Below are 17005 nucleotides of genomic sequence, written 5' to 3' on the forward strand. Positions count from 1 at the left end.
TGCTGCTCGCGCCGCATATGTTGCGAAAAATCCTGTTATGCCAGGCCGAGCGTGCCCTTCTGCAGCTTGATGAGATCGGCAATTCCCGCTTCCGCGAGATCGAGAAGCCTGTTCATTGTCGGGCGGTCGAATGCGGCGCCTTCGGCCGTTCCCTGCACCTCGACAAAATGACCGGCATCCGTCATCACGACGTTCATGTCGGTATCACAGTCGGAGTCCTCGACATAATCCAGGTCGAGCACCGGCATCCCCTGGAAAACGCCAACGGAGATTGCAGCAACGAAGTGCTTTACCGGGATAGCTGGAATGACCTGGGCCGCAGCGAGTTTCGAAAAAGCATCGTAAGCCGCAACCATCGCACCGGTGATCGAAGCCGTACGCGTGCCGCCATCTGCCTGGATGACGTCACAGTCCAGATGCAGCGTACGCTCGCCGAATGCGTTCAGGTCGAACGCGGCGCGCAGCGAGCGGCCGATCAGGCGCTGGATTTCCTGCGTCCTTCCGGATTGCTTGCCCTTTGCCGCTTCGCGGTCCATCCGGCTGTGCGTGGAGCGGGGCAGCATTCCGTACTCGGCTGTCATCCAGCCTTGCCCCTTTCCTTTCAGGAAGCCGGGCACTTTTTCTTCGATGCTGGCGGTGCAGATGACCTTGGTGTCGCCGAATTCGACGAGGACGGAACCCTCTGCATGCTTCGTGTAATTACGGGTCAGGCGTACGGGGCGCAATACATCGGCGGCACGTCCGCTCGGGCGTTTTTCAAACTGCATAGGATGGGCTCTTAATTTTTGGAGGTAACGCGAGCGGTCTTCTCGATCGCTTCGCGGATTTCTTCGATTGCTTTTTCGATTTCGCTGTCATTGAACGCATCGGCCTGCTCGAGATCGGCATGACGTGGCGCCTGGATGGTGGTCGTGACGCTGCCGATCGGCAAGGTGTGCGTGGTGATCGTTGACGGCGAATCCTGCAGCACGCTGGTGCCCTCCCACATCATGGCAAGGGCGGTGACATTATCGCTTGTTTTGCCGGCGATGCCGGTCGCGGTCGCAAGCAGTTCCGGCACGGCGCGTACGACGGTTTGCGTATGCAGGCTTTGCGCGAGCACGTGGTCGGGCAATACCGACCAGAGGCCGTCCGAACATAGCAGGATGACGTCTCCGGCCTGCAGGCTGGCGCGGCGAGATAGTTCCACTATCGGCAAGTTCGGGGCGCCGAGACAGTTGAACAGCTTGTTGCGGTCGGGATGGGTATCGCGCTCGGAGGGTGCAACCTTGCCTTGTGCGATCAGTGTCTCGATGCGCGAGTGGTCGCGCGTACGAGCAAGAATCTGTCCCTGCCGCATCCAGTAGAGGCGCGAATCGCCACAATGCGCCCAGTAGGCGCTGTTGTGCTGGATGATGCAGGCAACGATGGTCGTGCGCGGTGTCTCTGGTAGATTGTTGATTGCGCGGTAACGGTGAATCTCGCGATGTGCGGAGAAGAAACTGTCCTCGAGAAACTTCTCGGGTTTCTTGATGTAAGGGTTGGCGTTCTGCTGGAACAGCGATCCGATGGTCTGCAAGGCAATCGTAGCCGCCATCTCGCCCTGGATATGTCCGCCCATGCCGTCGGCCAGCAGCAGGAGCAGCGCATCACGGGTGAAGCTGTAACCCATGCGGTCCTGGTTGTTCTTGCGGCCGCCGATGTGGCTTTCCTGATAGACGGAAAATCGCATGTGACTGTCGCCTAGCGCGTGTTGTTATGGATGGTGGTGTTGCCGACCTGCGAGCCCTTGCCGAGACCGCTGAACATGTTGCGCAGCTTTGCAGTGACCTTCTCGATCAGGTCGGGTTCCTTCTGTTCGACCACCTGTTCGCGCAGGGCTTTCTGGAGTGCGAACACGCTCTGCGGCCGTTCGAGCGGCTCGAGGCGCAGCGACCAGCGGATTACCTGGATCAGTTCGCGCGAATACATGCTCTCCAGTTTGCGGAAATGGTCTTCCATGCGGTCGTTCGTCTTGCGCTGGTCCGCCGGTTGCGGCGGTGCGCCGACCATGCAGGCGAACATCGATGCGCCGATGCTGTAGATGTCTGTCCACGGGCCGAGGTTGCCATTCTTGACATACAGCTCGGGCGGCGCGAAGCCGGGGGTGTACATCGGATAGAGCTTGGGCTGGTCGGCCCTGAGTGTCTGCCTGGCGGCACCGAAATCGAGCAGGATCGGCGTGCCATCCATGCGCAGGTAGATATTTGCCGGCTTCAGGTCAAGGTGCAGCAGCTTGTTGGCATGCACTTCGCGCAGGCCGTTCATCACCTGGTTGAACATCTTGCGGATGAAACGCTCCGACACCAGCGGCCGTTCGCCTTTGTCGCGGCGACGGATGATGTGATCCTGCAACGAACGCCCGGATTCATAGGCCATCACCATGTAGACGGTGTCGTTTGCGCGGAAGAAATTCACGACGCTGACAACGTTGGGATGGGAGATGCGGGCAAGCGCGCGGCCTTCTTCGAAGAAGCACTTAAGGCCGATGCGGAATACGGGCAGGTTTTCGGCGGAAATCGCGGGAACCAGTTCGCCGGGCTGGCGCAGTGCCAGCGAGCTTGGCAGATACTCCTTGATCGCCACCGCGTTGCCATCTTCATCATAGGCAAGGTAGACGATACTGAACCCGCCGGACGCAATCTTCTTTACAATGCGATATCCAGCAATTTCGAGTCCATCCGGCAATGGAGCGTTGTTTTGCGATGCCATATTTTCGAGGCGGCTTCCCTGAGAGTTGCTTAGGATTGTGTGGATAAATCACTGATTTGTAAAGCAAGGAAACATTTTGACGATCTCTAGCATGACCGGTTACGCGGTCACCACGCGCGAAACCGATGCGGGCACCCTGACCGTCGAACTGAAAAGCGTGAACTCGCGCTTCCTCGACCTCCAGTTCCGCATCAATGACGAATTCCGCAGCTTCGAACCGGTGTTGCGCGAAGCCATCATGGCACGCATCAGCCGCGGCAAGGTAGAGTGCCGACTCAGTTTCGGACGCAAGGCGGCGGCGGGCGGAGTTCAGAACCTGAACGGTGAGCTGCTCGACACATTATCGAAGATGCAACATGAAGTGCTCCAGCGCTTCCCCGACGCGCCCACCCTAACGGTCAACGAACTCCTGCGCTGGCCGGGCGTCGTCGCCGATGCGGAAGCCGGCCAGGAAGCCTTGCAGACAGAAGTGCAAGCGCTGATTGGCGATGCGCTGAATGCCTTCGTCGAAACCCGCGCACGCGAAGGTGCAGCCCTGCAGGCAATGCTGCTGTCGCGCGTCGACGAGATGGATGCAATCGTCCAGCGCATCACCCCGCTCATCCCTCAGGCAATTGCCCAGTTCCAGCAAAAAGCGACCGACCGCATGAAGGAAGCCTTGGGCATCGCAGCGCCGAACGGCGGTCCGACCACCGTGTCGCGCGAGGAGGCGCTGGAGCGTATCCGCCAGGAAGTGACCCTGTACGGTATCCGCATCGACGTCGCGGAAGAACTGTCGCGCCTGTCCGCGCACCTCGGCGAAACACGTTACATCCTGAAAAAAGGCGGCCAGGTCGGCAAGCGCCTCGATTTCATGATGCAGGAACTGAACCGCGAAGCGAACACGGTTGGCTCCAAGGCCGCGCTGAAGGAGCTGTCCGACGCGTCCATGGCGATGAAACTGCTGATTGAGCAGATGCGGGAACAGGTTCAGAATCTCGAATGACCCCGGCATTGTCTTTTTCACATCATAACCCAATATCCCTTCTATGACCGAAGCCTTCAACCCTTCCGGCAGCCTGTTCATGGTGGTCGCCCCTTCGGGCGCCGGCAAGTCCACTCTGGTCAACGCCCTGCTGGCGCAGGAACCCGCCATCAAGCTGTCGATCTCCTTCACCACCCGCCAGCCTCGCCCGGGCGAGCAGGACGGACGCGAATACCACTTCACGACTGCCGAGGATTTCCTCAAGCGGCGCGAAGCCGGGGAATTTTTGGAGTCGGCCGAAGTCCACGGTAATTACTATGGAACATCGCGCCTGATGATCGAAAAGGAGATGAAAGCCGGCCGCGACGTACTGCTCGAAATCGACTGGCAGGGCGCGCAGCAGGTCAAGAAGCAGTTTCCGACCGCCGTCGAGATCTTTATCCTGCCGCCGTCCATCGCCGCACTGGAAGAGCGGCTTAAGAAGCGCGGGCAGGATGAGCCACATGTGATTACGCGCCGGATTCTGGCGGCCGGCGGAGAAATCGCGCACGCCCCGGAGTCCGAATATGTTATTATTAATCAAGAGTTTGCGACTGCTTTGTCGGAATTGACTGCAATCGTCAAAGCATCCCGTTGCCGCTTCGCGCAACAGGCCGCGCGCAACGCTTCCCTTTTTGCCCAACTGGGTATTCACGCTAATCTAAGCTGACACCGTATTTTCAGGAGCACTTATGGCCCGTATCACCATCGAAGATTGCCTCAAACAGATCCCGAACCGCTTCCAGCTGACCTTGTCCGCCACTTACCGCGCCCGCCAGCTCCTGCAAGGCCATACCCCGAAAGTCGAAGCCAAGGACAAACCGACGGTTATCGCGCTGCGCGAAATCGCTGCCGGCAAGGTCGGTATCGAAATGCTGAAAAAAGTCCCGAGCTAAGTAGCGCCACCGGCCATGCGACTGATAAGCTTATTGTATGAACCTGACCCAACCAGATTCAGCACTATCAATCGCTCCGAATAACCGGGCATCGTCCGATCGCCCGGCATCCAAGAATCCCGATTCCCCTCTGAAGCACGACCCGAACACCGCGCAGAACGCGGGTGTCGCATCCGTTACCCTGCTGATGAACAAGCTGGGCGACTACCTCACGCCTTCCGAAATGAAGAAGGTGAAGGAAGCGTATCGCTTTTCGGATGAGATGCACCTCGGGCAGATCCGCAAGTCGGGGGAACCCTATATCTCGCACCCGATTGCCGTTGCGGAAATCTGTGCCGACTGGAAGCTTGACGCGCAGGCCATCATGGCCGCCCTGCTCCACGACGTCATGGAAGACCAGGACGTCAAGAAGGAAGAGCTGATCGAGCGCTTCGGCGCTCCCGTCGCCACGCTGGTGGACGGTTTGTCGAAGCTCGACAAGATCGAATTCCAGAGCCAGATCGAGGCACAAGCGGAAAACTTCCGCAAGATGTTGCTGGCCATGGCGCGCGACGTGCGCGTCATCCTGATCAAGCTCGCCGACCGCCTGCACAACATGCGCACCCTGGGCTTCATGAGCCCGGACAAGAAGCGCCGCATCGCGCGCGAGACGATGGAAGTGTATGTGCCGATCGCGCATCGCCTCGGCCTGAACAATATCTACCGCGAACTGCAGGACCTGGCGTTCTCGCACCTTTTTCCGGTGCGCTACAAGACGCTGTCCAAGGCCGTGAAAGCGGCACGCGGCAACCGGCGTGAAGTGGTCAGCAAGATCCTTGAGTCAGTGAACAACACGCTGGCCGCTACCGGCATCAAGGCTCAGGTGTACGGCCGCGAAAAGACGCTGTACGGCATCTACCGCAAGATGCGCAACAAGCACCTGTCCTTTTCGCAGGTGCTCGACGTCTACGGTTTCCGCATCGTCGTCGACAGCTTCGCCAACTGTTACGTCGCACTTGGCACCCTGCACGCGCTGTACAAGCCGATGCCGGGCAAGTTCAAGGATTACATCGCCATTCCCAAGCTGAACGGCTACCAGTCGCTCCACACCACCCTGATCGGCCCCTACGGCACACCGGTCGAATTCCAGATCCGCACCCAGGACATGCACCACGTCGCAGAAGCCGGTGTGGCGGCGCATTGGCTGTACAAGGATTCCGATGCCAGCCTGACGGACCTGCAGCAGCGCACGCACGCCTGGCTCCAATCCCTGCTCGACATCCAGAAGCAGACGGGTGATTCCGCCGAATTCCTCGAACACGTCAAGGTGGATCTGTTCCCCGATTCGGTCTACGTCTTCACGCCGAAGTCGAAGATCATTGCCCTGCCCCGCGGCGCGACCGTACTCGACTTCGCTTACACGATCCACACCGATATCGGCGATCAGGCAATCGGTGCCCGCGTCAACCATGAACACTCCGCGCTACGTACTGAACTGCGCAATGGCGACATCGTGGAAATCGTCACTGCCCCGACTTCACGCCCCAGCCCGAACTGGCTGACCTTCGTCCGAACCGGCAAGGCGCGTTCGGCGATCCGCCACCATCTGCGCACCATCAACCTCGCCGAATCGACCGAGCTTGGCAAGCGCCTGCTGGCCCAGTCGCTGACGGCGATGCATATCGATCCGAATTTGCCGCAGGAGCTGGTGGAAAAACTGCTGAACGAGTCCAGCGCGAAGTCGCTTGATGAGCTTTACGCCGATATCGGTGTAGGCAAGCGCATGGCGACGCTCGTCGCGCGCCATATCCGTACGCTGATGGAGAGCGACCCGACGGCTGCCCTGCCGCCGCTCGACAGCGAAAAGAAGAGCAACAAGCTGGATCCCGTTGCCATCAACGGCAACGAAGGCGTGTCGGTGCAGCTTGCGCAATGCTGCCAGCCCATCCCGGGTGACGGCATTACCGGCCAGCTCAAGCGCGACCAGGGCATCGTTGTCCACACCACCGACTGCGAAGTGGCGAAGCGCCAGCATGCGAAGGAGCCGGACCGCTGGATCGAACTGGTATGGGATGCCGAACTAACCCGCCGCTTCGACTGCCGCATCAAGGTCCTGGTCGACAACGAAAAAGGTGTGCTTGCGCGCGTGGCCGCGGAGATCGGCGAGTCCGATGCCAACATCACCTATGTCGGGATGGACGACGACCGCGACCACCTGATGAAGCAGTTGCATTTCACCGTGCAGGTGGAAGACCGCATCCACCTTGCGCGCCTGATCCGCAACGTGCGCAAGATCCCCGGCGTGGCGCGGATCCTGCGCGAGCGCGGCTAGTTCATGCGGTATGGATGCTCTTGTGCATCCGCCGCAAACCCAGCCATACACCTCCCGCGATCAGAGGCAGTAACAGGCCGGTAGCGATGTCCGGATTCACCGGCCATCCTGCCGCCTTGGCAGCCTTGCCCACATAGCTGAGCAATCCCACCGTGTAGTACGAAATCGCCACGACCGACAAGCCTTCGACAGCCTGCTGCAGTCGCAACTGCTGGGCCGCGCGGGTATTCATGGAGTGCAGGATCTGACGGTTCTGCCGCTCCTGCACGATGCCCACACGCGTACGAAGCAGATCATTGGAATGAGCGATTCGCTCGGCGAGCGCCTCCTGCCTGCGCGCGATGGCCTGGCAGGTGTTCATCGCCGGAGTGAGGCGGCGATCCATGAATTCACCTACAGTAGGGAAGCCCTCGATGCGGGTCTCGCGCAACTCCTCGATACGCGCATGAACGAGGCTGAAATAGGCCTGCGACGCAGAAAAACGATAGCTGTTCGCAAGCGAGAGCTTTTCGATGCGCGCGGCCAGTCCGGTGATCGTGCCGAGCAGGACTTGTTCATCGTCCGTGTCGGGAAGCTGGCTGCCGTTCGAGGTATCGGTGTTCACCATCGCCGCGGTCAATGTTGCCAGCTCTCCTTCGATCGCATTCAGCACCGGCGTCGCCTGCTGCGCATGCGGCAATCCGAGCAGCGCCATCATCCGGTATGTTTCAATTTCGAGCACCCGCTGTACCAAACGTCCCGCCTGTTGTTCATGCAGGCCGACGTCGCGCACGACAAAGCGGCTGAAACCATCGGACTGGATGAGGAAATCCGTCCACACTTCACCGCCCTGCAGCACATGGCTGCCGACCAGCATGCTGCCTTCGAACACCCGTTCCAGACCATTGGCAAAGGATTCGGCTGAGCCGTTCGATTTGTCCAGCACCACGTGCGCCGCCACCATGATCTTGCTCTTCAGGCCCAGCAGCCACTCCTGCGGCAACTGGAACAGCGGCACACGCTCGAACGCCTCCGCAACCGTACCGGCTTCATGTCGTCCCGCAAAGGTGTAGGTGGCGAACTCGGTGTGGCACTCCCACTTCAGGCGGAAGCGTCCGAAGTCATGAAAGAAGTATTTCGCTTCCTGCAGCGGCGGCGTCACGCCGAAGTGCGTACACAAGGCGGCGAGGAATGCATGCTGCACGGCCGCGTTGGATGTCGTGGGATCGCCCTCTTCGCGTGCATAGACGGCGATGTGGGTCAGGCTTTCCGGTGCCTCCAGCCGCAGGAAGGGCCGGGAATGCACTTCGGCGGCAAGGGGAACGCGCAACGCATGGTTGAGGCTGGAATAGATAATCGGCATGGAATCGTCTGGCATTTTTTTTACAGGATATTTTTCTTCTTGCAAATTTTGTACCGGAAATGTGACGGTACATTGACGAATTGCGACAGCGATGCGCGGCCGGCGGACATTCCGGCCGGATTCAAGCGGCGGAGCAGCTATTTCGCCGGGTAGCTGACTTCGAGGATGGTGAGTTCATCCAGTCCTGCCGGCGTCTTGAGCACGACGGAATCGCCTTCACGCGCCTTGGTCAGCGCGCGCGCCACCGGGGCAATCCAGCTGATCTTTCCATGCAGGGGATCGAGTTCGTCGATGCCGACGATCGTGACGGTATGTTCTTCGCCGGCCTGGTTTTCGTAGGTCACTGTCGCACCAAAAAAGACCTGGTCGCTGCCATGGTGCACGCTGGGGTCCACGACTTCGGCAAGATCCAGCCGCTTGGTCAGGAAGCGGATGCGGCGGTCGATCTCGCGCAGCCGGCGCTTGCCGTAGATGTAATCGCCGTTCTCGGAGCGGTCGCCGTTCGATGCCGCCCACGACACGACCTTGACGACTTCCGGACGCTCGACATCGATCAGCCGCAGCAACTCATCCTTCATGCGCTGGTGCCCCTGCGGTGTCATGTAATTTTTCGAACCGGCCGGAATGGCGGGAACTGCGCCTTCCAAGTCGTCGTCATCGCCGTCCGATTCTTTTACGAATGCCTTATTCATGAGGCATATTGTAGCGGTGGCGCCGCGTGCCGGTAATAACACCGGAATGATTCACGATATTTACTTCCGGAAACAAAATCAGTTGACGCCACCAGCGGAAACCGCGTCGCTCCATTCGAAAGCGGCAACCTGCAGCGCGTAGAGCTGCTCCGATGACAAATGCAGCTTGTCGAGCAAGGGGGCGAGCTGCGGACAGGCAGTGTCGATCTTCTCGATGCATTCGACCAGCCGCAGCATGTCGCCATATATGCCGCGGCGCTCCAGCAGAGCCTCCCTCACCTCGGCCGCGACGGAGAGATGGCGGAGGATTTCTTCCATCGGAAGGCCGAACAGCGCATCCATGAGCGAGAGGATGCCGACCGTGAACGCGATTCCTGCCATCCGGCGGTCTCCAGGGTGCATTGCGTCCGCGATCAGTTCGAGCAGCCTGCCGCGTGTCGTCGCAAGTGCCAGCAGCGGGGAAGCTGCGGCCCTGCCCTTTTCCGCCTCGGCATAAAGGAGGATCTGCAGCCAGCGCTGGATCTGCTGCCGCCCGAGCACCTTCATTGCGTGCCCAAGGGAATGGATCTGTTCGGGAACGCCGGCGCCTGGCGCATTAACAAGGCGCAGCAGACTCATGCCTAGCGATGCATCGTGCTTGATGCTGCTTTCGATTGCCGTGAGTTCGGCGTCCGACGCCAGTTGCGTCATCAGGCGCATGATTGCGATCTGGGATGGCGTCAGCTTCCTGCCCGCCAGGATGGTGGGCTTTGCGAAGTAATAGCCCTGGAAATAATCGAAATCCTGATCGAGGCAATGCCGGAACTGCTCGAGCGTCTCGACTTTCTCGGCGAGCAGTCTTTTGCCGGCCTGCTTGAATTTTCCTGCGAGGCGGGTCACCCGGTCCTGGTTGAGTTCGCTGATGTCGACCTTGATGATGTCCGCCAGCGGCAGCAGCTTCTGCACATTGGCCGACTCCGCGACCACGTCATCGAGCGCGATTGCGTAGCCGGCCGCAGCAAGTTCTGCGACACGCGCAATGATGCGTTCGTCCACTTCTACCGTCTCGAGGATTTCGAGGACAACCCGGTCCCTGGGCAGGAAGTGAATGAAGTCGCTCAGCAGCACTGCCGCATCGACGTTGATGAATCCGAGCGAACTCCCGATCACATTGGCCATGCCCAGTTCGGCCGCGTGGGCAATCACAGAGGCTGTAGCGGACAGGTCATTGGTGACATTCGCAGAGTCTGCTTCGGCCTCGCGAAAAAGCAGCTCATAGGCGAACAGCTCCTGGTTCCGGTCCAGGATCGGCTGACGCGCAAGAAAGAAGTCCCGCGCGCGATGCGCATGGGCGGCAGCCTCTTGCGAGAAAACGCGGGCGAGATTCTCCATGGCGATTTACCGTTGTGCAGTAGACGGCGACGCGCAGAACGTGTCTGCAAATGATTGTACGATCGGCGATCTCCTGCGGATTCACCGATTTCAAACTGATACATTTGTGCGACAGTGGATAGCGGGAGGAATTCCCGCCTCGCCCTGTTACGCCCTTCGCGTGCTGCCCATGCCGGTAACCGGCGCACCGGTTTCCAATGTAAAACGCGCCTGTTCGTCACGCGCCAGCGCCTTGACGAGGAAAGGCATCATCTCGCGCAGCATCGGTTCGAGCGTCCATGGAGGATTGATGATGAACATGCCGCTGCTGTGCAGGCCGAATCCATCCGGCGAAGGACCGCCGATGGAAAGGGTGACATTCAGCCAGTCCTTGCCTTGCAGGCGCTTGAGCTTGTCCGGCAGCTCGCGCGATTCCATGCGTTGCAGGACGGGATACCAGACTGCATAGGTCCCCGTTGGGAAGCGGGTCAGCGCATCGGCCAGCGTGTCCTTGACCTTGCGGTAATCGTCCTTGACCTCATAGGGCGGATCGAGCAGCACCAGTCCGCGGCGCGATGGCGGAGGCAACAATGCCTTCAATCCCGTGAAACCGTCGTCCTTGTTGATCATGACGCGCTTGCCCCGCACGCCGCCGCGTTGACCTTGGGCCGCAGCGTGCGCCTCGAGCTTGCGGAAATTGTCTTCCAGCAGCTTGCCATCGCTCGGATGCAGTTCGAACAGCCGAATTCTGTCCTGCTCGCGTGCAACTTTATCGGCGCAGTAAGGCGACCCGGGGTAATAGCGCATCTTGCCGCTCGGGTTCATGTCCTTGATCAGCTGCATATACTCCGCGACCGGTTCCGGCAGGTCCTTCCGGTCCCACAGGCGCGCAATGCCGGTTTCATATTCGCGGCTCTTGTCGGCATAGCCGGTATCGAGCGCGTACACGCCTGCACCCGAGTGGGTGTCGATGTACATGTACGGCGTGTCTTTCTGGCCGAGGTAACGCAGCAACTGGATCAGCACGACATGTTTCAGCACGTCGGCATGGTTGCCCGCGTGGAAGGCGTGGCGGTAACTCAGCATGGGGATGTCCGGGGGAGTATGGTGAAAAGGGTGCCCATTCTACCAAGCATCAGCTATGCCCATGCCCGTCATGGCATACGCATTCGCTGCTGCTGGCCGCACTTTGGAGGTTCTGCAGGATGCCGCAGTGCTGCGCATCAAGCTGGGAATGGCAGGTGCTGCGCAAGGTCTGCAGCTGTTTTTGCAAGCGTTGCAACGACGCGATCTGCTGCTCGGTCTGCAGCAAATGACGGTCAAGCATGGCATTGATTTCATCGCAGGCCAGTTCTGGCCTGGCCTGGAAATGCTGCAAGGTACGGATGTCGTCGAGCGACATCCCCAGCGAACGGCAATGCCGGATGAACAACAGGCGTTCCGCATCCTGCTCGCTGTAGCTGCGGTAGTTGCCCTCGGTGCGCGGCGGTGTCGGGATCAGCCCTTCCCGTTCGTAGTAGCGGATCGTTTCCACTTCGCAACCGGTATGCCTGGCCAGTTCGCCGATCTTCATCCTCATCCTTTCACGCAATGCTTGACCCTATAGTAGCTACAGGGTCTGTAATAGGCAAACATTGATGAAGGAGAAGTTTCATGTCTGACCATTGCTGCGCCCATTCCTGCACCCCGAAGGCCACACAGGACCCGCGCTACCGGCGTGCGTTGTGGATTGCGCTTGTTGTCAATGCACTCATGTTCGGGGTCGAGATTTTTGGCGGTTTGCAGTCTGCCTCCACTTCCTTGCTTGCAGATGCCGTGGATTTCTTCGGTGACGCGGCGAATTACGGCGTATCCCTGATGGTCCTGTCGATGGCCGCCATCTGGCGCAGCCGGGCGGCGCTGTTCAAGGGCCTGTGCATGGGGGCGTTCGGCGTTTTCGTGCTGGGCAAGACCGCATGGAGCGTCGCGGCCGGTGTCGTGCCTGAACCGGTGACGATGGGCATAATCGGCCTGCTCGCACTATCGGCGAACCTCGGTGTCGCCGCGCTGCTGTATGCCTTCCGCAGCGGCGACGCCAACATGCGTTCGGTATGGCTGTGCACGCGCAACGATGCGATCGGCAATGTCGCGGTCATGCTTGCCGCCGCAGGTGTATTCGGCTCCGGCAGCGGCTGGCCGGACTGGCTGGTTGCGCTGCTCATGGGTGCGCTTGCATTGAATGCGTCATTCAGCGTGATCCGCCAGGCGCGCGGCGAGATGAGGGGAAGCCCGGAATTGCGTCATGCGCACTCGCATGAAGGGCATCATCACTGACAATCCGGCATTTCCTTCTGCGCATAAAAAAACCGCACCCGAAAGTGCGGTTTTTCATTCCATTCCCTACCGCGGAAGCGGATCAGTGGAACTGTTCTTCTTCGGTGGAACCAGTCAGCGCCTTCACGGAAGACGTGCCGCCCTGGATGACGGTGGTGACTTCGTCGAAGTAACCGGCACCCACTTCCTGCTGGTGCGACACGAAGGTGTAGCCCTTTTCGCGTGCTGCGAATTCCGGCTCCTGCACCATGTTCACGTAGTGCTTCATGCCTTCGCCACGAGCGTAGGAGTGTGCGAACTGGAAGGTGTTGTACCAGTTGATGTGGATACCGGCCAGGGTGATGAACTGATACTTGTAGCCCAGTTCGGACAGCTTTTCCTGGAATTCGGCGATGGTCTTGTCGTCGAGGTTTTTCTTCCAGTTGAACGACGGCGAGCAGTTGTAGGACAGCAGCTTGCCCGGGCACTTGGCGTGGACGGCTTGCGCGAATTCACGTGCAAAGCCGAGGTCCGGCGTGCCGGTTTCGCACCACACCAGGTCAGCGAACGGAGCGTATGCGACGCCGCGGCTGATGGCTTGCTCCAGACCGTTCTTGACGCGGTAGAAGCCTTCGTTGGTGCGCTCGCCGGTCAGGAACGGCTTGTCGTTCGCATCATGGTCGGAGGTGATCAGGTTGGCAGCTTCAGCATCGGTACGTGCCAGGACGATGGTGGGCACGCCCATGACGTCGGCAGCGAAGCGAGCAGCGGTCAGCTTCTCGATGGCTTCTTGCGTCGGCACCAGAACCTTGCCGCCCATGTGGCCGCACTTCTTCACTGCAGCCAGCTGGTCTTCGAAGTGCACGCCTGCCGCGCCGGCGGAGATCATGTTCTTCATCAGTTCGAAGGCGTTCAGTACGCCGCCGAAACCGGCTTCTGCGTCGGCAACGATCGGCAGGAAGTAGTCGATGAAGCCTTCGTCGCCCGGGTTGATGCCGCGGGACCACTGGATTTCGTCAGCGCGCTTGAAGGTGTTGTTGATGCGGCGAACCATGGTCGGGACGGAGTCGTATGCGTACAGCGACTGGTCGGGGTACATGGTTTCGGAAGTGTTGCCGTCGGCGGCGACTTGCCAGCCGGACAGGTAGACAGCTTCCAGGCCGGCCTTGGCCTGCTGCATTGCCTGGCCTGCGGTGATCGCGCCGAAGGCGTTCACGTAGCCCTTCTTGGCTGCGCCGTTGACCTTGTTCCACAGCTTCTCTGCACCTTCCTTGGCCAGGGTGTACTCGATTTGCTTCGAGCCGCGAAGACGGACAACGTCTTCTGCCGTGTAGTTGCGCTTGACGCCCTTCCAGCGCGGATTCTCGGCCCAATCCTTTTCCAAGTCTTTGATTTGCTGTTCGCGAGATGCCATGGTCATTCTCCTGGTTAAAACGATGAAGAAAAAAGAAAACTCGATGGGTGAATCATATGCCGTTTTTTGCAGGGCAACAAGGTCTTATATAAGACATATAAGTAAAATTATTTCCTTATTTTTCATATACTTAATATTTAAATTTCGCGATACGGAATGTTTTTTCTCAAAATGAAAAATTATTACAGTGCGTATCGCACGATTTTTTCACATTGCAAAACGGAAATTTCGAGATGTGGAATTTGGAGGGGTAAAGCTTGTTCAAATCATTAGTGCTAACGACCGCTGGCACTTGCATTCGTTCTCCCCGGCTTAAAGGGGAACGGCACGCGGGGTATTTTGTCCCAGCCAGCTCGAAATTCGTATTCGTCCATGCGAACATGGTGAAACCGTAACAAGTTCCCTCCCAATGCGCACAGGTATCGTACATGCACTCCTGGCGGCAGTCCTTTTTGGAGCCAGTACGCCATTTGCCAAGCTTCTGGTCGGCAACATGCCGCCTGTACTGCTTGCGGGCATTTTTTATGCCGGCAGCGGGCTCGGCCTCGGCGCTTGGCTGGTGGTGAGGGCACTGTTACGCCGCGGCATCAAGGCTGAAGCTTCCCTGACCGCTGGAGACCTGCCCTGGCTGGCGGGCGCGGTATTGAGCGGCGGGATCCTGGGACCGGTATTCCTGATGACAGGGCTCAGCCTGACGACGGCATCGACTGCCTCCCTGCTGCTCAACCTGGAGGGCGTACTGACGGCGCTGCTTGCATGGTTCGTCTTCCGGGAACAGTTCGACCGCCGTATCTTCATCGGCATGCTGCTGATCATTGCGGGCGGCGTCGTCCTTTCAATGAGCCCGTCTGAAGAGTCCGGCACGGGCATATCGTGGGGCGCGTTATGCATTGTTGCCGCCTGCCTGTGCTGGGCGATCGATAACAACCTGACGCGCAAGGTATCGGCGAGCGATGCCACGCAGATCGCGGCGATCAAGGGACTGGTTGCGGGCTGCGTCAACCTGGCTTTCGCGCTCGGCTGGCTTGGCGCGACACTGCCGGATGCAAGCCGGCTCGTGGCAGCCGGCCTGGTCGGATTCTGCGGATACGGGTTGAGCCTGGTCTTGTTCGTCCTTGCGCTGCGCCACCTGGGCACGGCGCGTACCGGGGCGTACTTCTCGGCAGCGCCATTCATCGGTGCCGCGATTTCACTGGCACTGCCCGGCGAGCAGCCGGGAACGGCATTCTGGATTGCCGCGGCATTGATGCTGCTCGGCATATGGCTGCACGTGACGGAATCGCACGACCATGTGCATACGCACGAAAAGATGCTGCATGCGCACCCCCATTACCATGATGCGCACCATCAGCATTCACATGATTTTCCGTGGGACGGGAAGGAGCCGCATGTGCATCCGCACAAGCACGTGCCGCTGACGCACGCGCACCCCCATTTCCCCGACATACACCATCGTCACCGGCATTAGTTATCTACGGCAGGTATTGATCCCGAAGATCATGTAGAGCGGACACCAGTTGACGAGTCCGGTCAGCAGAGGCACAAAGCCGATCAGGCCGAACCACTTCTGGTCGCCTGGAAGAATGAAAAACAAGCTGAACAGGATTGCCGCGAGAACCAGGCGGATGATCTTGTCGACGGAACCGACATTTGCATTCATGACGCTCTCCATTGGTTGAATGAACTGTGTCAGGTTAGCCTCCGCGCCGGCAGAAGTATGTAACCCCGGTTACATAACCTGGCGCTAACGCGTCGCGGCAAGCAATCTCAGCTTCGCACCGTCGCAAATGCAGATACGTCCTCGCCCAAGCTCCACCATGCCCTGCGCTTCAAAGTCATCCAGCAGGCGGCTGATCATTTCCCGCACCGTGCCCAGTTCGTCGGCAAGTTCCTGATGGGTAATGGCGACAAACCGGCGGCCGTCCGGCGCAGGTTTGGCCGACTTTTCGTGCACCAGGAGGGCCGACGCAAGACGTACATCGAGGCGCAGGGTCGCCACCTCTTCCACCAGTTCCATCGTATTCACCAGGCGGTCGCCAAGCGCGCGGAAGATCGATGTCCGGAAACGCTCGTCGGATGCCAGGCATTCGTTGAAGAGCGCGGGCGGCATGACGATGATCCGGGTGGGACCGGCAGTGATGCCCGTGGCCGGGTACTGCCCGTCGCCCAGCAGGCAGCCAAGCGAGAGAATGCAGGCTTCATCCGGCGTGACCCGGTAGAGTTCGATGCGCCGCCCGTTGGCAAGGTACTTGAACACGCGCACCGTCCCCGACAGGATGATCGGGAAGCCCGCGCATTTCATCCGCGTTTCGAATACCTGCATGCCGCCGGGAAGTTCCATCACCGGCAGCGTTGCGAGCTGCTTCGCTACGGACGGCGGCAGCGACTGCAGGATCGGTTGCGTCGAGAAGGATGGGTCGTCCGCTGCTACCGTCATGGCGGGGCCCGTGGTCAATCGAGCTTCTGGGCGGATACCAGAACGCCGTCGGCGTCCGCGTAGATCCAGTCGCCGGGATTGACCGCGACACCGGCGATCGTCACGCGCAGCTCGCGCTCCCCGACGCCCTTGCGGATGCTGCGTTGCGGATGCGTGGCCAGCGCGCGCACGCCGATGTCGCAGCCATTGATTTCTTCGGAATCGCGGATGCAGCCATTGACAATGATGCCGGCCCAGCCGTTCTTCTCGGCGAGCACGCCGAGGTTGCCGCCCACGAGCGCGCAGCGCAGGCTGCCGCCGCCATCGACAACGAGCACGCGGCCGTTGCCCGGGGTTTCGAGCGCCGAACGCACCAGCACGTTGTCTTCAAAAACCTTCAGGGTCGCAGCCTGGCCCGAGAATGCCGTGCGCTTGCCGAATTTCTGGAATACCGGCGGCAGCACGGAAAGCGTGCCGGCCGCAATCTTGTCTTCGTTGGCGTCACAGATGTCGCAGGTCGCAAAGGTCATCATTTCCTCCCGAGATGAAATAAGGCAAA

General features: G+C 59.7%; 18 protein-coding genes. 6 read left to right on the forward strand and 12 right to left on the reverse strand.

Annotation, left to right across the window (positions count from 1 at the left end; translation table 11 throughout):
- Positions 1-35 precede the first annotated feature (35 nt).
- From rph to AC3WOY_RS04045, 3 genes are read right to left on the reverse strand one after another with little or no spacing between them, the layout of a single operon-like run.
- Complete coding sequence (gene rph / locus AC3WOY_RS04035; RefSeq protein ID WP_492421074.1) at positions 36-767, reverse strand: ribonuclease PH; 732 nt, start codon at positions 765-767, stop codon at positions 36-38.
- Positions 768-778: 11 nt separating this feature from the next.
- Positions 779-1711: a PP2C family protein-serine/threonine phosphatase gene (locus tag AC3WOY_RS04040; RefSeq protein WP_492421075.1), complete on the reverse strand. Its 933-nt coding sequence runs from the start codon at positions 1709-1711 to the stop codon at positions 779-781.
- An 11-nt stretch (positions 1712-1722) separates the two neighbouring features.
- Positions 1723-2730: a serine/threonine protein kinase gene (locus AC3WOY_RS04045; protein WP_492421076.1), complete on the reverse strand. Its 1008-nt coding sequence runs from the start codon at positions 2728-2730 to the stop codon at positions 1723-1725.
- Between the two features lie 91 nt (positions 2731-2821).
- Here AC3WOY_RS04045 and AC3WOY_RS04050 point away from each other — a divergent pair, with 91 nt between their 5' ends.
- Genes AC3WOY_RS04050 through AC3WOY_RS04065 form a run of 4 tightly spaced genes read left to right on the forward strand, consistent with a single transcriptional unit; the run spans position 2822 to position 6940 of the window.
- Positions 2822-3715: a YicC/YloC family endoribonuclease gene (locus AC3WOY_RS04050; protein ID WP_492429181.1), complete on the forward strand. Its 894-nt coding sequence runs from the start codon at positions 2822-2824 to the stop codon at positions 3713-3715.
- Between the two features lie 43 nt (positions 3716-3758).
- Positions 3759-4403, forward strand: coding sequence for a guanylate kinase (gene gmk, locus AC3WOY_RS04055; RefSeq protein ID WP_492421077.1), 645 nt, complete (start codon positions 3759-3761; stop codon positions 4401-4403).
- A 22-nt stretch (positions 4404-4425) separates the two neighbouring features.
- Positions 4426-4629, forward strand: coding sequence for a DNA-directed RNA polymerase subunit omega (gene rpoZ / locus AC3WOY_RS04060; protein ID WP_420477120.1), 204 nt, complete (start codon positions 4426-4428; stop codon positions 4627-4629).
- A 37-nt stretch (positions 4630-4666) separates the two neighbouring features.
- Positions 4667-6940, forward strand: a complete 2274-nt coding sequence (locus tag AC3WOY_RS04065) for a RelA/SpoT family protein (RefSeq protein ID WP_492421078.1) — start codon at positions 4667-4669, stop codon at positions 6938-6940.
- A gap of 1 nt (position 6941) precedes the next feature.
- On the opposite strand, the gene AC3WOY_RS04070 is transcribed toward AC3WOY_RS04065, so the two are convergent.
- The 5 genes from AC3WOY_RS04070 to cadR all read right to left on the reverse strand — a co-directional run bounded on the left by AC3WOY_RS04070 (position 6942) and on the right by cadR (position 11897).
- Positions 6942-8282 (reverse strand): DUF3422 family protein, encoded by a 1341-nt coding sequence (locus AC3WOY_RS04070; protein WP_492421079.1) that lies wholly within the window; start codon positions 8280-8282, stop codon positions 6942-6944.
- 137 nt (positions 8283-8419) lie between these two features.
- The gene (greB, locus tag AC3WOY_RS04075; protein WP_492421080.1) at positions 8420-8974 is read right to left on the reverse strand and encodes a transcription elongation factor GreB; all 555 of its coding nucleotides are present in this window, start codon (positions 8972-8974) and stop codon (positions 8420-8422) included.
- Between the two features lie 78 nt (positions 8975-9052).
- A complete protein-coding gene (locus AC3WOY_RS04080; protein ID WP_492421081.1) occupies positions 9053-10345 on the reverse strand; it encodes an EAL and HDOD domain-containing protein in 1293 nt (430 codons plus the stop codon).
- A gap of 147 nt (positions 10346-10492) precedes the next feature.
- A complete protein-coding gene (locus AC3WOY_RS04085) occupies positions 10493-11410 on the reverse strand; it encodes a 23S rRNA (adenine(2030)-N(6))-methyltransferase RlmJ (RefSeq protein WP_492421082.1) in 918 nt (305 codons plus the stop codon).
- 49 nt (positions 11411-11459) lie between these two features.
- Complete coding sequence (gene cadR / locus AC3WOY_RS04090; RefSeq protein WP_492421083.1) at positions 11460-11897, reverse strand: Cd(II)/Pb(II)-responsive transcriptional regulator; 438 nt, start codon at positions 11895-11897, stop codon at positions 11460-11462.
- Between the two features lie 80 nt (positions 11898-11977).
- Here cadR and AC3WOY_RS04095 point away from each other — a divergent pair, with 80 nt between their 5' ends.
- A complete protein-coding gene (locus AC3WOY_RS04095; RefSeq protein WP_492421084.1) occupies positions 11978-12637 on the forward strand; it encodes a cation efflux transmembrane domain-containing protein in 660 nt (219 codons plus the stop codon).
- A gap of 82 nt (positions 12638-12719) precedes the next feature.
- Here AC3WOY_RS04095 and aceA read toward each other — a convergent pair whose 3' ends face one another.
- A complete protein-coding gene (gene aceA, locus AC3WOY_RS04100; protein ID WP_492421085.1) occupies positions 12720-14036 on the reverse strand; it encodes an isocitrate lyase in 1317 nt (438 codons plus the stop codon).
- A gap of 403 nt (positions 14037-14439) precedes the next feature.
- Between aceA and AC3WOY_RS04105 the strand changes: the two genes are divergently transcribed.
- The gene (locus AC3WOY_RS04105) at positions 14440-15498 is read left to right on the forward strand and encodes a DMT family transporter (RefSeq protein ID WP_492421086.1); all 1059 of its coding nucleotides are present in this window, start codon (positions 14440-14442) and stop codon (positions 15496-15498) included.
- Here AC3WOY_RS04105 and AC3WOY_RS04110 read toward each other — a convergent pair whose 3' ends face one another.
- The 3 genes from AC3WOY_RS04110 to rraA form a co-directional block, all read right to left on the reverse strand.
- Entirely contained in the window at positions 15499-15690 is a 192-nt protein-coding gene (locus AC3WOY_RS04110; protein WP_492421087.1) for a YgaP family membrane protein, read from the reverse strand. It lies immediately after the preceding gene.
- An 84-nt stretch (positions 15691-15774) separates the two neighbouring features.
- Entirely contained in the window at positions 15775-16485 is a 711-nt protein-coding gene (locus AC3WOY_RS04115) for a Crp/Fnr family transcriptional regulator (protein WP_492421088.1), read from the reverse strand.
- Entirely contained in the window at positions 16482-16976 is a 495-nt protein-coding gene (gene rraA / locus AC3WOY_RS04120) for a ribonuclease E activity regulator RraA (protein ID WP_492429183.1), read from the reverse strand. The genes AC3WOY_RS04115 and rraA overlap by 4 nt, the downstream gene beginning before the upstream one ends.
- Positions 16977-17005 lie beyond the last annotated feature (29 nt).

This window comes from Noviherbaspirillum sp. FW303-A3 (assembly GCF_058788695.1).